This is a genomic window from Methylomonas sp. 2F7, assembly GCF_057126975.1.
Map to the genome: position 1 here is coordinate 4325596 of NZ_CP195203.1, position 19423 is coordinate 4345018.

The following is a 19423-nucleotide window of genomic DNA, read 5'->3' on the forward strand; positions in this document are numbered from 1 at the left end:
TAACTTACCAGGGATCGTCTATAACCGGCCTATCCGATAGCAATACAGCTTGGTTTTCCGGCTATCGTTCAGTTCGAGTACCGACTCGGGGCAGCTATTCGGTATCGGAAAAGATGACGAGACAAACAAGCAACCACTCCGCATTTCCCGCCGAATTTTTTCGCCTATTTTCGCCATCACCAGCGGCGACAGAAAGGCGAACACCACATCAAACTCGCGTAAATCCTGCTCCCAAAAACTGGATCGCCCGACCCGGACATTGGCGTGATTGCGGCAACGCCATGTTGCCAGAAGCCAGGGCAGCGGCGCTCGCTCCAAGGCCACTACAGCCATATCCGACCGGGCTTTTGCAAGCGGCACGACAACGGTAGCCAGACCGGCGCCAATATCGACAAACGCTTGCGCCTGTTCGCGGCTTACTATTTCGATCAGCGCCTGGCTGACGGCGGAAGACGATAAGAACAACGGCACATCGCCTTTCACTGTTCCCCAAAATAATAGAGTCAGCAGCAGCAACATCAGCAGATACAGCCAAGCAGGCACTTGCCAGCTAAGCCCCAGTAATACGGTCGGTATAAATAGCAAATGAATCGGTAGCCACCAGTAAGGCTGGCGAAAACCGCGAGAGAACAGTGCGGCCAAGCCGGCCTGAATAGCGACAGCTTGCCAAACGCTAACGGACAGGGGGAATGTGGTGCGTAGACCCAGCACTACGACGCAGGCTAGTAGCTGGCTCAGCAGCGCCTTGAATAACTGCATCAGTCCTTACCGAGCGGTCAGCCGATTATTGACCGAGTCAGGCTAATGCGCAGCGCCGTCCGCCCCGGTAATTTTGGTATTTTGCTGAATCGTTGGCGATATGGCCGGCAGACCGGGAACCGAGGTATCGCTGCTTCCGGGCTTATCTTCGGCGCCATCGTGCAACACCTGATTTTCGGTCTTTTTGTTCATTACCACGATGGAAATCCGCCGGTTCATCGGATCGTTGGGGACGTCTCCCTTGTAAGGAATACTGGAGGCCAAGCCGACTACGCGCAGCACCTTATCTTCGCTGAGTCCGCCTTGGGTTAATTCGCGGCGCGCCACGTTGGCCCGGTCGCTGGATAACTCCCAGTTGGAATAGCCGGTGCGATTGCTGGGAAACGGCAACGCGTCGGTATGACCGTTGATGGTGACTTTATTCGGTAATTCGTTAATAACCGGCGCCAGTTCGCGCAGGATGGCTTGCGCATAGGTTTCTATACCTGAACTAGCCAGCTTGAACATCGGCCGGTTTTGCGCATCGATAATCTGGATTTTCAAGCCTTCCGGCGTGGTTTCCAGCTTGATCTGATCCTTATATTCGGCCAACTTGTCATTGGCTTTCAGCATGTCCTCGATTTTTTCCTGCAACTTTTCCAGCTTGAGCTTTTCCTGCTCTTCCGCCAGTTTTTCGATATCCTCGGGGGTTGGTTCGGCAGGGGTATTTTCCCCCTGATGCACTTGCCCCTCCTCTTGCGACTTCAGATCCTGACCGCCGGCCTGAATGATACTAGTCCGATCACCCGTACCCTCGCCGCTACTATTGGTAATCGCGACGCCGAACGGATTCTGGAAGTATTCGGAAATACCTTTTTTGGTTTTTTCATCGGTGGATCCGAGCAGCCACATCAATAAAAAGAAGGCCATCATCGCCGTCACGAAGTCGGCATAGGCAATTTTCCAGGCGCCACCGTGATGACCGCCGTGACCGCCTTTCTTGATTTTTTTGATGATTATGGGTTGTTCGGCCATCGCTATCTACCTTATTTACCGGCTTTTAATTGCTCTTCCAGCTCGGTAAAGCTCGGTCTGGCACCGTGCGGAATGGCGGTGCGCATGAATTCCACCGTCATCGCCGGCGATGTGCCTTTCGCGCAGTTCAACAGGCCTTTTTGGGTACATTTATAGGCGTTGCTTTCTTCTTCCAGCCGCGCTTCCATCACCGATGCCACCGGGCCAATAAAGCCGTATGACACTAAAATACCCAGGAAGGTACCGACCAGCGCCGCGGCGATCAGTTTGCCCAATTCCGCCGGCGGAATCCCCACCGATTCCATCGTGTGCACGACCCCCATTACCGCCGCGACGATACCGAAAGCGGGCATACCGTCACCGACTTTTTGCACGGCCTTGATCGGCTCGTTGCCTTCGGCATGGTGCACTTCGATTTCTGCATCCATGATGTCTTCGAGTTGATTGACATCAACCCCGGTCAGGATCAGCCTGAGCTTGTCGCAAATGAACTCCATCAAATGGTGGTCGTGGACGATTTTCTCGCCGAAAATCGAACTGCCTTCCGGATCGTCCACCACTTTTTCCAGAGACAATAAACCTTCCTTACGGGCCTTCTGACTGAGCGCGTTAAAGCTCATCAGCAGCTCCATATAGTATTCCTTGGTGTAGGTACTGCCTTTCAATGTGGCGGTACCGCCAGCCATCGCCGCCTTGCTGTTGGCCAAAGAGTTACTGGCCAAAAAGGAACCAAAGGCGGCGCCGACGATGATCAGCACCTCCACCGGCTGCCAAAGTACCCCCAAGTGGCCGCCAGCCATCATGAAGCCGCCCAATACGCAGCCCAAAATGATCACATAACCAATGATTACAAACATGGTTGCCTCTAAAAACTAAAAGTTAATTATAAAATTCAAACTTACCCTGGATTCTCTCGCTTTACCGGCCGCCATGTAAGCTGCCGGATAAGTCTAGGCTATGCTTTTCAAACTCTCAGGCTAAATGCTCAGTTTTTTTTAAAACCAGCTTGCTGATAGCCGGCAACACCACAAACGTACAAGTCATAATCCAGAAAATACCGATAGTGATCACCAGTCCCATGCTGGATATACCTTGGTGCGGCGAAAATGCCAGACCGACAAAGCTGGAAATGGTGGTCAACGCGCCGTAGAACATGCCGCGCGCGGTACTGGATTGATAAATGTTCTGATCTTCCGACAGGGAGTGATGCAGTTTTTCAACCATATGGATACCGTTATCGACACCCAGACCCATTAATAAAGGCAAAGCAATAATATTGGCAAAGTTGATCGGTGTACCGGTAAACACGGTAGTCGCCATCGTGAATAAGCCGGCCAATACTAAAGGCGTCATCACCAATAGAGTATCGACCAAGCTGCGGCGTATGAACATCAATAGCAAGGCAATCGCCACCAACGCGATGATGATGGCTTCCTGGAAGGCGCCGATCACGGCTTTCATGGACTCCCAATACATCACCGGCAAATCGGTGGCATTGGGCGCCACGGCCTGCACGTCGGTGATAAAAGTCTGCAAGTTACCGAGATCGTTCAAATCTTCCTTGGGAAAAATTTGGATGCGGTACAAACCGTCTTTACTCAGCCAACGCTCCTTGATTTCAGGCGGGATACTGGTGGGTATGATTTCTTCCGCATGGAAACCGATCAGAAGCTGGTTCATTACAGTGGGCAAAGTGCCGAGCAACGAGGTTTGAATCTTCTCGATAAACACGCCGCGGTCAGGCTGAAATCTGGCTTCCAATTCCACCATCACGTCTTGCAACTGCTGTTTAAAAGTTTGCAGTGATTTGATGTCCGCCGGATTGGTTTTTTTCGGCAGATTATTGTCGATTGCGGCAATCATCCGCTTGATGGCCGGCAATGGATCGGTGCCGGTTTTCAGTTGCGGGAAAAACTGACTTTGCGGGCCCAGCGTCAGCACCATATCGTCGATGATACCCAATTTGCTTTCTTGGTCGTCAGGCACAAAATCGAACAAGCTGACAGTTTTATCGACGGTTTTCAGGCTCTCCAGTTTTTTCTGAGTAGCCCTGGCTTCGTCTTCGTTTTTTACCAAAACGGTCAACGTCATCGGTGAAGTATCGCGCTCCTTCATCAAGTCCTTGAAGGCAATTACCGATTCGGTATGCGGATCGCGCAGATTTAATGGATTGAAATCGGTTTGCACCTGAAACACGAAGTACACGGCAACCACTGCGCCAAGCAAAGTCAGCAAGGAAATCGGTTTGGCATAGTGCAAGGTAAAGTGCGCCAGCAGATGGGTAAATTTCGATTCGCCGGGTTGTTCGCCATGCAATTGATGCACGGGCGGATTGGGCAAGACCTTGAGCAGTACCGGCAACACGGTCAGCGTAATGAATAGGCAAATAAACAAACTGGTGCCGGCCAGCAAACCCAACTCGGAAATGCCTTGGTAATCGGTGGGAATAAAGGCATACAAACCGATGGAGGTAGTACCGGCGCACAGAATTAAAGACGGACTGGTCGCCAATAAGGCCGAACGAATCGCCTTGCCCTTGTCGCTGCCGTATAAATCCAGATTATCGCGATAACGCAGGCAAAAATGGATCGCATACTCGACGCCCAAACCAATATTGGACACCGCGAAGGCCACCGAAATCAGATTCAGCTGTTTCACCGCCACGGAGGCGAACAAACCGCAAAACACCATACCCAAGGCCAATGTCAGCAAGGTAGCCAGCATCAACAGCCAGGAGCGGTACGCAACCAATAAAATGCCGCAGACCAACACAATAGAAAAAATGCTGGCGGTGAAGGTACCCTCGCTCATCCCGGCCATTTCGTCGTGCTCCAAACCGACTTCGCCGGTCACCCAAACTTTGACAGCCGGCATATTGGGGTCTTGAATTTTGTCGGCCGCTTGACGGATAACCTTGATCGCCGGCTCCACTGGCAAAATCTGGCTGTAGTCGAATTTTGGCGTGACGAAAATAAAGGCCTTGTCCGATTGCTCTTCGCTGATCTTGTTTTCGGCGATCAGTTTTTGCCAGGACAGTAAATCGGTTTCGCCGTTCAGAGTTTTATGCAGGGAATTGCTGACCTTGTCGATCAGTGACATCAGGTCTATGGGTACTTCTTCGGTTTTGGTTTCCGCATTCAGCGCGTCTTCGAAGATAGAGAAAAAACCGTTTAGACTGGGATCTTGAGAGATTCGGCCGATAAACGGCTGGGCTTGCGCCAGCGTCACCGAAAAATCCTGCAACTTATCAGTATCCAGATATAACAGGCCATTGCGTTGGAAAAACGCGTTTTCATCCGGCCGATAGACTTTGGTGAAATGTTCGGTATCCGCTCTAAGCTCCCGGCTCAAGCGTTGCGCAGCGGCCTTGGTTAATTCCGGACTGGAGGACTCGATCACCAGCAGCAGCGTATGCACTTCCTGACCGAATTGCTGTTCGAATTTACGCCGGTTTTGCTGAAACGGCGCTTCTGGGGCGATCAGTTCCGCCGTATCGGTGTTGACGGTCAGATGATTGCCGGTGTACTGAACCGCAAGATAAGCCAAGATTATCGAGGCAAGTAACACTAATCCCGGCGAATACAGCAGCCAGTTGCCCCAACGAAAGGCGATATTTCCCAAACGTTTTTCCAAGGACATGCTTAAGCGCTCACGACGGTGTTAATCAAGTACACGGTGTAACTGGCGTAAATGGCTAACAAGATGCCGCCTTCAACCCGATTGATCCGGCCTTGCTCGCCTTTTCTGGCGTATCCCAAAAAGAACAGCGATAACGTTAGCAAGGCCATCAGCGGCCAATCGCGATTAACGATTTCCAGCGGAATCGACATCGGATGAATCACCCCGGCCAATCCCACCACGGCCAAAGTGTTGAATAGATTGGAGCCGATGATATTACCCAAGGCCAGATCGTGTTCACCTTTGCGGGCAGCGGCAATCGACGACGCCAACTCGGGCAAAGAGGTGCCGATGGCGACGATGGTTAAGCCGATCACCAAATCGCTGACCCCCAAATCCTGGGCAATCGTTACCGCACCCCAAACCAATAACCTGGAACTGAGCATCAAGAACAGCAGGCCGCCGACCAACCAAATCACAGACTGCGCGAAGGACATCGGATGTTCTTCCATCTCGTCTGCGACTTCTTCGCCCAACACATCAGTTGTCTCGGCTTTTTTGTTCAGACCTTGGCGCACCATCCAGGTCATCACCCCGATAAATACCGCCAGCTCCAGAATCGCATCGGTTCGCGACAACTCGCCGTCGTATAACTGCGCCAGCACGAACAAGGTGACGGCAAACAATACCGGCAGCTCTTTTTTTACAATTTGCGAATGGACGATAATCGGGCTGATCAATGCCACCGTCCCCAGAATCAAGGCGATATTGGTAATATTCGACCCGTAAGCATTACCCAACGCGATACCCGGATTCCCTTGCCAGGCCGACAGGGCGGACACCGTCAATTCCGGCGCGGAGGTGCCGAAACCTATCACCACCATGCCGATCAATAACGGCGACATACCCAGAAAACGCGCTATCGCGGCAGCTCCTTCGACAAAAATATCGGCACTCCAAACCAACACAATCAGACCGATGACTATCATCAACAGTGGCAAAGCCATAACCTACCCTTAAATTTTAAAGATCAAAAAAATCGAAATACTGCCCCGCGTAACGCCGGATGTTAATCCACTGTCCACTGCACCAGACCGCTATAGGCGCTGGCTATCACCACCACGCCAAACACGATCCGGTACCAGGCAAAAATAATGAAATCGTGATGACTGATGTAACGCAGTAAACCCTTAACCGCCAGCAGGGCGCTGATAAAAGCTGCGATCAAACCGACCGCGAACGACAGTGCGTCGCTCTCGACATGCAGCAAGTCGCGGTGTTTGTATAAATCGTAAAGACTGGCGACCACCAAGGTCGGAATCGCCAAAAAGAAAGAAAACTCGGTGGAAGCCTTGCGCGACAGCCCAAACAACAAGCCGCCGATGATGGTGGCACCGGAACGGGAAGTGCCGGGAATCAACGCAAACGCTTGGGCAATACCCAATTTCAATGCATCCAACGGACTGAGATCGTCCACGCTTTCGACGCGAATTTTATGCTCGCGCTTTTCCGCCCAGATAATCACGAACGCACCGATGATGAACGCCAACGCCACGGGCACCGGTTTGAACAGCGCGGCCTTGATATGCTTGCCAAACAACAAGCCCAGCGTCGCCAGCGGCATAAAGGCAATCATCAGGTTTAATACAAACTTTTGCGCCTGCCTGTCGCTGGTCAGACCGCTCAGCACCGAGCCGATCTTGGCCCGATATTCCCAGCAAATCGCCAGGATCGCGCCAACCTGAATCACGATGGTAAACAGTTTGGCCTTGTCGTCGTTAAAATCCAGCAAATCGCCGGCGAGAATCAAATGACCGGTGCTGGAAATCGGAAGAAATTCGGTTAATCCTTCAACTACGCCGAGTATCAGGGATTTGATGATGAGGGTAATGTCCATTTTTTATCAGGCTCCGTACCAGTCAGGTACCAGGGTCGAAATCAGCATGTCGATGAAGTTGATGTAAACCAGTCGAATTTGGTAAGCCTATGAAAAAGCCATATAAGCGGGGCGGGATTATAGTCGAAATCTCAACCATTACGTAACTTTACCCTGTAAGCCACGGCAAATCCTGGCATTTATGACTTACATGCCCGCCAGTAATTTAGGTTTAGACCTGCTTTGCATAGCACTCGCCGATCTGCCAGAATCGTCAACAATACTGATACTGCCGTTGCGGTGTCAGTCGCGCTCAATCCGCGTAAAGGTGTTTAATCATGGCCAATGCATACCCACCACTGATAGCCGCGCTTTGCGACCCGGCTTGTTTCCCGCATCCGGTCAAACGGGTCACCGTGCTGGAAACCCATATTTCCTGGGTGTTGCTGGCCGGCCGCTACGCTTACAAGATTAAAAAACCGGTCGATCTGGGCTTTCTGGATTTCAGCCAACTCAGCCAAAGACATTTTTATTGCCAGGAAGAGATTCGCATTAATAGGCGTCTGGCACCCGGCATTTATTTACAAGTGACAGCCATTGGCGGCAGCCCTGGACAACCCGGAATCAACGCCGAACCGGCATTTGAATATGCGGTAAAAATGCGCCGATTTGCGGCTGGTAAGTTGCTGGATACGTTGCTGACCCGCGGGGAAGTAAGGCCGGCGCATATTGACAGCTTGGCCGACACTATCGCCCGTTTTCATATGGGCTTGGCGCCGGCAACTCCAGATTCGAACTACGGCTCTCCGACCGGTATCGAAGCGCCGGCCCGGCAAAACTTCCAACAGTTGCTTGAGTTGATGAAACCCGAAGATGCCGCATCGATTAAGCCGCTGCAAGAGCGTTGCCGGCAAGCATTTTTGACAACCGAAAACCTGTTTGAGCAGCGGCAACAATCAGGCTTTATTCGCGAATGTCACGGCGATCTGCATCTGGGCAATATCGTGCTGTTAAGAGGTCGGCCGGTCGCATTCGACGGTATTGAATTTTCTCCGGAATTGCGCTGGATCGACACGATCAGCGATGCGGCATTCTTGATCATGGACTTGCTCCATCGCGGCCGCGGCGATTTGGCATACCGGTTTTTGAACGCCTATTTGCAAATCAGCGGCGATTACGCCGGCCTTGGCGTGCTGCGCTTTTATCTCAGTTATCGAGCTGCCGTGCGCGCGAAAATTGCCGGGTATAGGTTCGCACAAACCGCTGAGGGATCGGCCAGACAAGAATGTCTAACTTATTTAGACTTGGCCGGTAGCAGCTTATGCCCGCGTAAACCGGCGTTGATTCTAACCCACGGCCTGCCCGGTTGCGGCAAAAGCGTGGTATCGCAAATACTATTGGAAAAACATCAGCTAATCCGCTTGCGTTCGGATGTCGAAAGAAAACGGCTATTTGGCTTAAACGCTCTGCAAAAAAGCGGTTCGGCAATCAATAGCGGCATATACGATCCACAAGCAAGCCAAAAAACCTACCAACATTTATTAGACCTGGCACAAGCCCTACTTGGTTACGGGTTTCCGGTTATTGTCGACGCCGCTTTTTTAAAACACGCACAACGTCGCCCGTTTCAGCTGTTGGCGCAGAATTTGGGAATTCCTTTCGTCATTCTCTCGATACAAGCCAAAGATAAAGTGTTACGACAACGCATTCGGCGCCGGCAAGAACAAGGACGCGATGCGTCGGAAGCCGACTTGACGGTGCTGGACGAGGCCACAGCCGGCGCCGAAGCATTGCAAACCGAGGAGCTGCCGTACAACGTAATATTGACTAACAACACTGATGGCCTGGATAGAAACGATCAACAAGCAGCTTGGCGCGAGCTGGAACGAACACTGGAATAATTTAAGCTGCTGACTGTCTCGGCCCGGCCTTTGCGGCAAAGGGCGCTATAAAAGCACACGCTTGGACAATATTAAATTCACGGTAAATTAGCCGGCGAGGGTTGGCATTTCCTACCGTCCACGATCTTTGTTAGAATCGCGGGTGATCGCTAGATAATTAAACCAATAAAAACCACCATTTGAGCCATGAATAAAAAGAAAATTATATTATTTGCCGTCTGTTTGGCAGCCCTGCTTGCCGTCCAGATCAAGTTCTTCCTGCCGTTTATGTACGACATCGCCGCTTCCGATTTATTTTTGGTGGAAAGCAAGGACGCGGCCAACCCAATGTCCATTAGTACCGACATGACCGCCCTGGCGTTCGCCCACTGCAACACCTACATCAAAAACGAAGCCGACGAAGATCAAAGCCTGTCATTTGCCAGCCAACCTACCAACGCCTGGACTCTCGGCAACTACGAATATATTGTGAATGCCGACGTGGAAATCAGCGGGAAAGACAGCCCCAACGTGATGCGTCACTACGCTTGCCGGATCCAATACGGCAAAGGCGACGACACCTCCGGAGCAAACGATTTCGAAAACTGGTCTATTGAAGGTGTAAGTGGATTGACCGATTAAGCCGCATTCATTTCGCTGACACATCCCCTCCGGCAACCGGAGGGCTTGTCGATAACTAGGTCCGCACCACATCACCGCTCAATATCTTTTCCTGTTGCCGGTCTCTTTGGCAACCCGCTGATTTGCAATGCAACCCAGCCTGAATAATCTTTTAGGGTTTCCCGTTCCTACATTAAGCCGCATTCCAGCAAGTAGATGACTTGCGCTCGACACCCTGAATCAAACAACTTATAAACTAGCCTGCCGCGCAACACGCAGAATACCAGTCCTGATTAAGCACATTTATCAAGAATTGAGATAAGCTTATCTCCAGCAGATAAACCGTGCACCCTCACACGCAAAGCTTCGCTGACCGTGACGCAGTTCGTTTCAAATCCAGTTCTTCGGTATAAAAACATGCAAAAAACTCACTTAGCCCTGCTGTTCACCGGCCTTACGCTGACATCGCTTGCGGCAGAGGCAGGCCCTGTACAAGACGATTTCAGCACCTGGATCAGCAATACCTACCAAACCGATTTCGGCGGCAGCCCCTATTTAGCATTTCTGGAATTGGCACCTCGCACCAAAACCGACAATACATTGTTTAATCAAATTATTGTCCGCCCGCTGCTCGGCTATAAGCTAACTAACAAATTGCAACTCTGGTTGGGCTACACCTGGCAAGGCGAATACAGCGAACAGACCGACTTTGAAATGGCCACTAACGATGCGATGCAGCAGGTGCAGTGGATAGACAACTGGACGCAACAACTGAATTTTCAATACCGGTTTCGTCTCGAGCAACGCTTCTTTGCCCACGAAGGCGACGTCGGCCATCGCATGCGGCACCGATTCCGTTTAGTCTATTCAATACCGGACAGCCAAGCTTATCTAATCGCGCTTGATGAGCTGTTTGTGTACTTCAACTCGATAGATGAGGGCCGACTGGCGCGATCAGTGCAAACCGGTATCAACCAAAATCGCAGCTATGTCGGGGTGGGCTACAAAGTGACAAAAAATTTGAATGTCGATACCGGCTATCAATTGCAATACATCCATAACTATGGCTCGCCCGATGTAACCAATCACGTCTGGCTAACCAATATTAATGTCAATTTCTAAGTCAGAAAAAATGCGGGGATTTTTCGCTAACCCCAGCGAGGCTCTAAGACTGAGCTTAGGACTGACTCTATATGCAGCCCGACTGGGCTGCATATAGAATCCTCGGCTCTCAGCTAAAAAAGCTCAACCGGTTTTTCACTTCCACAGCGACCAGGGCATCGTAATGACGCCGCAATACCGAGTCGGTAGGACGCGGGAATAAGGTGGCTTCAATTTCGCTTTGCAGTTGCTCCAGAAAACTAGAGGTTGGCTCTGGGCTGTCAATAGCGAGAGATTGGCTGGTCAACGTCGCCGGCGTTTGGCCTTTAGCGGAACGGAATAGTTTGCCGAAAAAGGAAAGTCCGCAACCCTGAGACGAGTATGCGCACGCAGCGACCAGGCCGCTTAGTATGAACAATACAATGGCTTCGAACATATCAACACCTCATGACTAGTAAAGAATACCGGCCAAACCAGGTTGCCAAGTCAACCCGGCCTGCACCGGCGACTCTTGCTTAGCAATTAAAATGCCACCACCCAACACACATAAAGCACTGTTAAATAAGTGAAAAATAATTTGCCACCGACTAAAACCCTGCCGTTTTCCAAACAATTTGTCGGTAATACGCCAAGGCGCACGACAGGCGAAGCGAAAAGCCGCGGTGTGGAGGTAGATGTTTCCGGCGAAAGCCGGAATCCATGGTATCAATAGGATTCCCGACTGCACGGAAGCAGCGAGACTCAAAGGCCGAGTTATTAACCCAGCCCTATTTATCACTGGCATTCCGTTCGGGCTGAGCTCGCCGAAGCCCAGGCTGGCTGGCTCTTCGACTGTCTCGAAGGTGCTGCTTGACAAAAAACCATAGAATCTCAGTACCCTCAAGGGCATACAGGCGAACGGTATTTAAGGGCCGGGTTAATAGTAGTTGGCCAACGCGGAGGCAAAACGATGAAAATTTTAGGTTTGAAATATCTCCCGACGTTTGGATTTTGGTTAGCGGCAATCGCAGTGATGGTTTTTATCGAGCGCTTCAGTGCGCACTGGAGCCAATGGGATCGCTTTTTACTTAGTACCGCGCACGGCATTAGAAGTGTCTTGCTTGATCGTTTTTTTGCAGTGATTACTTGGGCTGGTTCGCTGTTTGTTCTGGCCCCGATAACCGCAGTGCTAAGCGGTGTTCTGGCGAGAAATAGCCGAACCAAAGAGGCTTGGCTGATAGTCTTGAGCCTAGCCGGTGTTGCCTTGTTCAGCCGGCTTGCCAAACTTTGGTTCGCCCGGCCACGCCCCGATTTTTTCCCCGTTGTGGGTGAAATCCCCTTGGACGCCTCTTACCCTAGCGCCCACACAGCGCAAATCGTTGCCTTTGCTGCGGCCTTATGGTGGATGCTCAAACCCGACAAACTGGGGCTTAATTTTTACGCTTTGACGGGGTTTGCTCTTTTGATGGTATCCCTGGTTGCCGTCTCTCGGGTCTATCTGCAAGTTCATTTTCCCTCGGATGTACTAGGTGGCGCCTTGCTGAGCTTGCTGTGGGTGCTGGGATTAATTAATCTGCTGCAAAACGGCGGCATCTTCATGAGGTGAGTCATGCGAAACAAGTTTCTTAATACCGGACAAAGCGGTTATCACCCTTTAAGAAAATTGAAGGTCTGTTTGTCAGGTCTGCGCTACGCGGTTGTGTATGATTTTAGTGTGGCCTATAAAGTCATACTTTCCGTTTTGATTTTAGCCGTATGCTTTTATTTTCGCCAATGGGTGGATTTCATCTCGGTACTTACCGCCACCGGCCTGATGCTGATATGCGAAATGTTTAACACGACCATAGAAGCCCTCTGCGATTTCGTGGAAACGCGGCAAAATGAAAAAATACGCGTCATCAAGGATATTGCCGCAGCCGCCGCCGGCATCAGCATCCTGATTTGGGCAGTGGTAATGCTATCGGAGCTCAGCTACTTAGGGTCATTAGTCGGCTGGTCCTCCTAGACATCAATCACAAGCAGCGTAATCAATGTGGCCTGTGGTATCGGAGCTTGAATGTCGTGGTTTTGCCTACGGCCTACCTACGTTGATAGAGACTTCCCTGGAATAATCGAACAAATAGCAAGGCAACTGAGGCCACTTGCCTTGTACACATAGAAGCAGACTGTGCAATGTCTTAGCCCGCCTCAACAGCAAGAACCTGAACTTGGTCGATTTCACCAGCTTTAGCCCTGAGGCTGAAGACAAGTCGCTCCCACGCTATATAAGCATGGCGAATGTTAAGATACATAGATCCCTTTATGCCCCTGGGTGCAGTGGGAGAGAGTTTTCTATGATGTTTATAAGTCCCTTAAATGGGATTAGGGCTGGAGGATACTATGGGACGATTTGTTTTTATGCTGTGGCTATTGGTTGGGCAGGCGTCGTTGCAGACGGCAAGGGCGCTGGACATGCAAGATGTTCCTGAACCGCTAAAGCCCTGGGTCAACTGGGTGTTGGCCGATGAATCCCAGTACCGTTGCCCGTTTTTCTTCGACGATTTTCAACAAAAACGCTGCTCCTGGCCCGGTGCGCTGCACCTGAATTTACAAGCTAAGCACGGCAGCTTCGTTGCCGATTGGACCGTGTACCGCAAGGATTGGATTATCTTGCCGGGCGACACGCAACATTGGCCGCAAGCCGTCACCGTCAACAAACAAACGCAGCCGGTCGTGGAAAAAGACGGTAAGCCTGCCCTGCAATTGTCGGCAGGTCGCTACCAAATTAGCGGCGAATTTTTCTGGGAAAACTTACCGGAACAATTAGCCTTGCCGGAGGCCAGCGGCCTGATTCAGCTCAGCGTCAACGATAAGCCGGTCGCTTATCCATCAATCAAACAAGGTGCATTGTGGCTGCATATTGAGAAAGCCGACACCGCTGACCGGGAGCAAGACAGGCTAGACCTGCAAGTATTCCGGCAGGTGCTGGACGAGGTGCCGCTACAGGTCATCACGCGCCTGGATCTGGAAGTATCCGGCAAGGCGCGGGAGATCGAGTTTCCTTATGCCTTGTTGCCTAACTTTATCCCGGTGGCCCTGAATAGCCCCTTACCGGCTCGATTGGACGGTAACGGGAGACTATTGGTGCAAGTGCGTCCGGGGCGCTGGAGTATCGATATTCATGGCCGCCACCCGCAAGCCCTGACGCAACTGGATTTGGCCGTAACAGACCAGAACTGGCCGGCGGAGGAGTTATGGGCGTTCCAGGCCATGCCGGCCTTGCGCTTGGTGGAAATCGAGAATTTGACTGCGATAGACGGCAGCCAAACCAATCTGCCCGCCGAATGGCAGCATTTGCCTACCTATCAACTGAAACAGGGCGAGAGTATGAGGTTTAAAGTGGTGCGCCGCGGCGACCCTGAACCCGAGCCGAATCAACTCAAACTGAAGCGCACGCTGTGGCTGGATTTCGAAGGCGGCGGTTATACCGTCAGCGATAACATTACCGGCAACATGAGCCGCGACTGGCGCATGAATGCGGTGCCGGAACTGGGGCTGGGTCAGGTGCAACTGGATGGCCAGAGCCAATTGATTACCCAGTTGGCGGATGGCAGCCAAGGTGTGGAAGTGCGGCGCGGCGCTATTCGCCTCAACGCCGATAGCCGAATCGAAGCCGATTTGCATGTGCTCAGCGCCAGCGGCTGGCAGCAGCGCTTTCAACAGGTGCAGGCCGAACTCAATATCCCGCCCGGCTGGCGCTTGCTGGCGGTCAGCGGTGTGGACAATGTACCGAATAGCTGGTTGAACCGCTGGACTTTGCTGGACTTGTTTTTGGTCTTGATCGCCGCATTGGCCGTCGGGCGGCTGTGGTCGCCGCAATGGGGCGGGTTTGCGTTGCTCAGTTTGGCACTGATTTGGCATGAGGCGGATGCGCCGCGCTTGATTTGGTTGAACGTGCTGGCAGTGATCGCCTTGCTGCGAGTATTGCCGGCGGGTAGCTTTTGGCAATGGTTGAAATGGTATCGCAACGTCAGTTGGCTGGCCCTGCTGATGCTGACCATTCCGTTCATGATAGAGCAGATTCGCATCGGTATTTACCCGCAGCTGGAACTGCCCGGGCAGTCCATTCAGCGCCTGCATTCGGTGGTGGCTGCCGCTGCACCGATGGCGTTGCAGGTAGAACAGATGGCGGATTCGGCGATGGCGCCGGAGCCGGAAATAAGGGAACTTGCCAAAACGGAGCCCGAGTATTCAGCTAAACCCAAGGCATCCAGTTCTTACGGCGGCAGCGCCGCCAGTTTGCAACGTATCGATCCCGAAGCCAATCTGCAAACCGGTCCCGGCCTGCCGCAATGGGGCTGGCAGCGCGTGGAGTTGAGCTGGAACGGCGCGGTCGATAGCGGGCAGCAAATCCGGCTCTGGTATTTGTCGCCATTTTTGATGATGTTGCTGCACTTTGCCCAAGCCATGCTGGTGACGGTTTTGGTTTTGAAAATGCTCGGCGCTATCGCCAGCAACTGGCGCTTGTCCTTGCCGAGCTTGACCTGCCTGTTGCTGTTGCCGCTGTTGATGGCGCCCAGCGACAAGGCCTATGCCGATCTGCCTGACGCGCCAATGCTCGAGCAATTGAAAACCCGCTTGCTGCAAGCACCGCAATGTCTGCCCACCTGCGCGCAGATAGCCGACATGCAATTATGGGTTAAGCCTGAGCTGCTGCGCATCGAATTGCAATTGCACACACAACAGGATCTGGCGGTACCGCTGCCGGCTCAGCTTGAGCAATGGTTTCCAGAGCAGGTTACTGTCGATGGCAGTGAGGCGCAAGCCTTGATCAGACAGGATGATGGCAGCTTATGGTTGATGGTGGCGCAAGGTGTTCACAAGGTGGCTATGCAAGGCCGCTATGCCGCACAGGATAAATTCAGTGTGCCGTTGCTGTTGCCGCCGCAGCATGCCAGCGTCAATGCCGACGGTTGGCGGGTGGACGGTTTATATGAAGACGGCAAGGTGGGTCCGCAACTGGAGTTCAGCCGCTTGCAACTCGATAGCGGGCCCAAAAATAAGCTACAACAAACCGCCTTGCCGGCGTTTGTACGGGTGGAAAGAACCCTGCATTTGGGTTTGGATTGGCGCGTGACCACCCGAGTCGAGCAATTGGCCGGCGCTCTCAGTCCGGTGTTATTGGAGCTACCGTTGTTGCCCGGTGAAGCCGTCACCAGTCCGCAAGTGCGGGTCAAGGACGGGAAAGTATTAGTCAACATGGCGGCCGGCCAGGCGACTATGGAATGGGAGTCCGCATTGGCTAAAACCGAGCAATTGTTATTGCAGGCCGCCGATACGCCGGAATGGCACGAGGTTTGGCGTGCCGATGTTAGTCCAATCTGGCATTTGCAGGCTGACGGTATTGCGGTGGTGCATCATCAGGATAGTCAAGGACAATGGCTACCGGAGTGGCGGCCTTGGCCGGGCGAGCGGGTCAATCTAACTATCAGCCGTCCGCAAGCGGTGGCAGGGGCGACCTTGACCATCGATAGAAGTGAGCTCATGGTCAAACCTGGGCAGCGTAGTGAAACGGTGGAATTGACCTTGAGCATCCGTAGTTCCAAAGGTGGACAACACCCCGTGAAACTGCCGGAGCAGGCGGAACTGCAAAGTGTGACGATAGACGGCGTGAGTCAGCCGATTCGTCAGCAAGGTGCTGTGGTGAGTTTGCCGATACATCCCGGCACTCAGCAAATTGTGTTGAATTGGCAGACAGCGCAAGAACCCGGTTTGCTGTTACGCACGCCGCTGGTTGATCTCGGCGTTGCCAGCGTGAACAGTCGTATTCAGTTGCTGATGCCGCAAGAGCGTTGGTTGTTGTGGACCTTTGGGCCGAAGTTCGGGCCGGCCGCGTTGATCTGGGGCTTATTGATAGTGCTGGCCGTATTGGCGCTGGGCTTGGGTAAGCTGAGTATCACGCCGCTAAAGCATTGGCAGTGGTTTTTGTTGCTGATCGGCTTGAGCCAGTTGCATATTGCCGCTGCATTTTTGGTGGTGGGCTGGTTGTTTGCTCTGGGTTTCCGCGCCGAGCATGCACCGGAACGGCCGCGCTGGTTCAATTTAGCGCAAATCGGTTTGGCCGGTTTGACGCTGCTGTCCTTGTTGCTGATAGCAATAGCGGTCGAGCAAGGTTTGTTGGGTAATCCGGATATGCAAATTGCCGGGAATCAATCGTCTGCGACCTTGCTAAATTGGTATCAGGATCGCAATGGTCCGCAGTTGGCCATTGCCACGGTAGTCAGCCTGCCTTTACTGGCCTACCGGATTTTGATGCTGGCTTGGTCGTTGTGGATGGCCGCAGCCTTGTTGAATTGGCTGCGCTGGGGTTGGAACTGTTTTGCCGGCGGCGGGCTTTGGAAAAAATCACCGGTCCAAGCTATCGTGCCGAAATCAGGCTCTTAACATCGTAAATACCCCCGGCAAAGCCGGGGGCTTTATCACGAGCAATAACCTGCAAGATTGTCTCTAACTGGCTAATCCCCGAAACACTTCACTTAAATGCTTTCGCAACAACTTTTACAAGTTCCAACAGCGGCATTTTGGAATAAAAACTCGTCACCAAGCCTCCAAAACCACCACTTTCCACCCCCGATTCTCCGCCGGACGCAAGCTTACCCAGGCTGCGATCTGCCGCGAAGGCTCGGATTGACCGGCTGACTGGCTTTGGTAATAGCCCACTCCGGCATCTTGATCGGCGATTTCAGCGGCGAGCTGCCGAAGTTCCGGTATTTGATTGAAGCGTTCCTCACGGAACAAATTAAGGCCAATCTCCTGAGGATCGGTATCGTAAAGCAACAGACCATCATCCTGCACGACCCACACTGTGCGTTTTTTGCTCTGCGTATCCTCTGTCAACAATCCACCGAGAAAATCGACCGGCTTGATGCGCATAGAGATAAAGCCCGGGATAGTTTTACCCTGTTTGATCGGCACCACCATCGTGACGGCGGCGAAGCCTTCCGGAGCTTGATAAATCCGGCTCAGAATCGGCACGCCCCGTTCCAAAGTCATCCGGTTGTGCTCAAGTTGCGAGGTATCGGCACCCAACGCTTGTCGATATTTGCCCGGAACCACCGCCACGATAGTGCCGGGCGCGCGCGTCGTGGCAAAACTTTCGCCGCGCGGATAACGTTGCCGCAAGCTATCCAGCAAGCCACTGGATGCGGCTAAATCGGCATTGGTACGCAGGGACTCGGCTGCTTGCTGCATACCCATGCGCATCTCGTTTAGGTTGCCCAAGATGCTGTCCGCGATTTGGTTGGCGGCCGTCAGGTTCTGGTTGGAAATGCGGGTGACATCGGCCAGCGCACGCTCGATCTTTTTCTTTTCCTGCTTGACGATTTCGCCTTCAGCCACCGCCAAATTCCGCGCTTTATGCGCCTCCACGCCAAATTTGAAGGCCAGCCCGGCGCCGATCAAAATCGCCAGCAATACCGCCAGACTGGCCGCCAGCACGACTTTATTGCGGGCAATGAAGCGGCGCAGCAGTTCGCCGCGCGAGTAGGCATAGGCACTCACCAAGCGGCCGTCGCGATAGGCCCGCAACTCGTCGGCTAACGCAGCCGCGTTTGGAAAGCGTAGCGATTTGTCCTTGGATAAGGCCTTGTCGCAGATGGCGATCAATTCCAGCGGCATTGGCAGCTTCGGATCCCGCGCCGAGGGCATAGGCGACAGCGAACTGAGTTGTGCCAAAATCTCATCGGCGCTACCGCGCAGCGGCGGATGGCCGGCCAATAGATAATAGAGAATGCACCCAAGCGCAAATACGTCGGAGCGCGTATCCACGATGCCGAAATCGGGATTGGCTTGTTCCGGCGCCATATAGGCGGGGGTGCCGAGAATGTCGCCCATCCGGGTCAGATCCGCATCGTCGGCAGCCTGAGTAGATGCAGCATGCAGCAGCGGCGCCAGATCGGCTTCGTTTTCGACCTTGGCCAAGCCCCAATCCAGGACGATAGTTTCACCGAACGGGCCCAGGACGATATTGCCGGGCTTGAGGTCTCGATGAATCACGCCTTTTGAGTGAGCATAAGCCACGGCTTCGCAAACGTCGATCAGTCTGTCCAGCAAACTCAGGCGCCGCGCCAGAGCATGCTCGGCCAACACCTCGGCATTGCAGGCTTTTAGTGCCTTGGCCAGCGTATCGCCGCGCACCAAGCGCATCACGTAATAGGGCGCGCCGCTTTGTTTCTTACCCAAATCGTAAACCGGCACAATGCCTGGATGCTCCAGGCGACCGGTGATGCGGGCCTCCCGCAGAAAACGCGCACTTAGTTCGACATCCTCATTCGCAGCCTGATCCAGTAATTCTTTGATCGCCACTTCGCGACCGATGCGCTCGTCAAAACCCAGCAACACCTGACCGCCGCCGCCCACGCCCACGGCGCCGCGTAAGGAATAATCATCGTTGAATTTACCGTCCTGCCCCGGACTGCCATTCAACACCTGTGGGTAGGGGCGAGGCTTGATCCGGGTCAGATCGTCGTCGTTGGGTTTGATGATGGTGGCGTCGTCTTCCGGGAGCATAATCTCAGACAGCTTGGCCAAATTTGAT

Annotated in this window: 14 protein-coding genes; 6 read left to right on the forward strand and 8 right to left on the reverse strand. The window is 52.9% G+C overall.

What is annotated here, in order from left to right; translation table 11 throughout:
• Positions 1 to 18: 18 nt before the first annotated feature.
• The 6 genes from ACR64Q_RS19485 to ACR64Q_RS19510 all read right to left on the reverse strand — a co-directional run bounded on the left by ACR64Q_RS19485 (position 19) and on the right by ACR64Q_RS19510 (position 7288).
• Complete coding sequence (locus tag ACR64Q_RS19485) at positions 19 to 759, reverse strand: class I SAM-dependent methyltransferase (protein WP_483823413.1); 741 nt, start codon at positions 757 to 759, stop codon at positions 19 to 21.
• 42 nt (positions 760 to 801) lie between these two features.
• Positions 802 to 1773, reverse strand: a complete 972-nt coding sequence (gene motB / locus ACR64Q_RS19490; protein WP_483823414.1) for a flagellar motor protein MotB — start codon at positions 1771 to 1773, stop codon at positions 802 to 804.
• 11 nt (positions 1774 to 1784) lie between these two features.
• A complete protein-coding gene (gene motA / locus ACR64Q_RS19495; RefSeq protein ID WP_483823415.1) occupies positions 1785 to 2630 on the reverse strand; it encodes a flagellar motor stator protein MotA in 846 nt (281 codons plus the stop codon).
• A 115-nt stretch (positions 2631 to 2745) separates the two neighbouring features.
• Entirely contained in the window at positions 2746 to 5412 is a 2667-nt protein-coding gene (locus ACR64Q_RS19500) for an MMPL family transporter (RefSeq protein ID WP_313732808.1), read from the reverse strand.
• Between the two features lie 2 nt (positions 5413 to 5414).
• Entirely contained in the window at positions 5415 to 6398 is a 984-nt protein-coding gene (locus ACR64Q_RS19505) for a calcium/sodium antiporter (RefSeq protein ID WP_020484309.1), read from the reverse strand.
• A 62-nt stretch (positions 6399 to 6460) separates the two neighbouring features.
• The gene (locus ACR64Q_RS19510) at positions 6461 to 7288 is read right to left on the reverse strand and encodes an undecaprenyl-diphosphate phosphatase (RefSeq protein WP_313732809.1); all 828 of its coding nucleotides are present in this window, start codon (positions 7286 to 7288) and stop codon (positions 6461 to 6463) included.
• Between the two features lie 317 nt (positions 7289 to 7605).
• Between ACR64Q_RS19510 and ACR64Q_RS19515 the strand changes: the two genes are divergently transcribed.
• From ACR64Q_RS19515 to ACR64Q_RS19525, 3 genes are all read left to right on the forward strand, one after another.
• Positions 7606 to 9168: a bifunctional aminoglycoside phosphotransferase/ATP-binding protein gene (locus ACR64Q_RS19515; protein WP_313732810.1), complete on the forward strand. Its 1563-nt coding sequence runs from the start codon at positions 7606 to 7608 to the stop codon at positions 9166 to 9168.
• 186 nt (positions 9169 to 9354) lie between these two features.
• Positions 9355 to 9789, forward strand: coding sequence for a hypothetical protein (locus ACR64Q_RS19520; protein WP_020484306.1), 435 nt, complete (start codon positions 9355 to 9357; stop codon positions 9787 to 9789).
• 396 nt (positions 9790 to 10185) lie between these two features.
• Entirely contained in the window at positions 10186 to 10890 is a 705-nt protein-coding gene (locus ACR64Q_RS19525; protein WP_192392673.1) for a DUF2490 domain-containing protein, read from the forward strand.
• 109 nt (positions 10891 to 10999) lie between these two features.
• Here the strand turns inward: ACR64Q_RS19525 and ACR64Q_RS19530 are convergent, their stop codons facing one another.
• Entirely contained in the window at positions 11000 to 11305 is a 306-nt protein-coding gene (locus ACR64Q_RS19530; RefSeq protein ID WP_020484304.1) for a hypothetical protein, read from the reverse strand.
• A 513-nt stretch (positions 11306 to 11818) separates the two neighbouring features.
• Between ACR64Q_RS19530 and ACR64Q_RS19535 the strand changes: the two genes are divergently transcribed.
• The 3 genes from ACR64Q_RS19535 to ACR64Q_RS19545 all read left to right on the forward strand — a co-directional run bounded on the left by ACR64Q_RS19535 (position 11819) and on the right by ACR64Q_RS19545 (position 17271).
• Positions 11819 to 12454: a phosphatase PAP2 family protein gene (locus ACR64Q_RS19535; protein WP_026602553.1), complete on the forward strand. Its 636-nt coding sequence runs from the start codon at positions 11819 to 11821 to the stop codon at positions 12452 to 12454.
• Between the two features lie 3 nt (positions 12455 to 12457).
• Positions 12458 to 12853 (forward strand): diacylglycerol kinase, encoded by a 396-nt coding sequence (locus tag ACR64Q_RS19540; protein WP_026602554.1) that lies wholly within the window; start codon positions 12458 to 12460, stop codon positions 12851 to 12853.
• 374 nt (positions 12854 to 13227) lie between these two features.
• Positions 13228 to 17271: a hypothetical protein gene (locus tag ACR64Q_RS19545; RefSeq protein ID WP_313732813.1), complete on the forward strand. Its 4044-nt coding sequence runs from the start codon at positions 13228 to 13230 to the stop codon at positions 17269 to 17271.
• Between the two features lie 153 nt (positions 17272 to 17424).
• On the opposite strand, the gene ACR64Q_RS19550 is transcribed toward ACR64Q_RS19545, so the two are convergent.
• Positions 17425 to 19395 (reverse strand): serine/threonine protein kinase, encoded by a 1971-nt coding sequence (locus ACR64Q_RS19550; RefSeq protein WP_313732814.1) that lies wholly within the window; start codon positions 19393 to 19395, stop codon positions 17425 to 17427.
• Positions 19396 to 19423 lie beyond the last annotated feature (28 nt).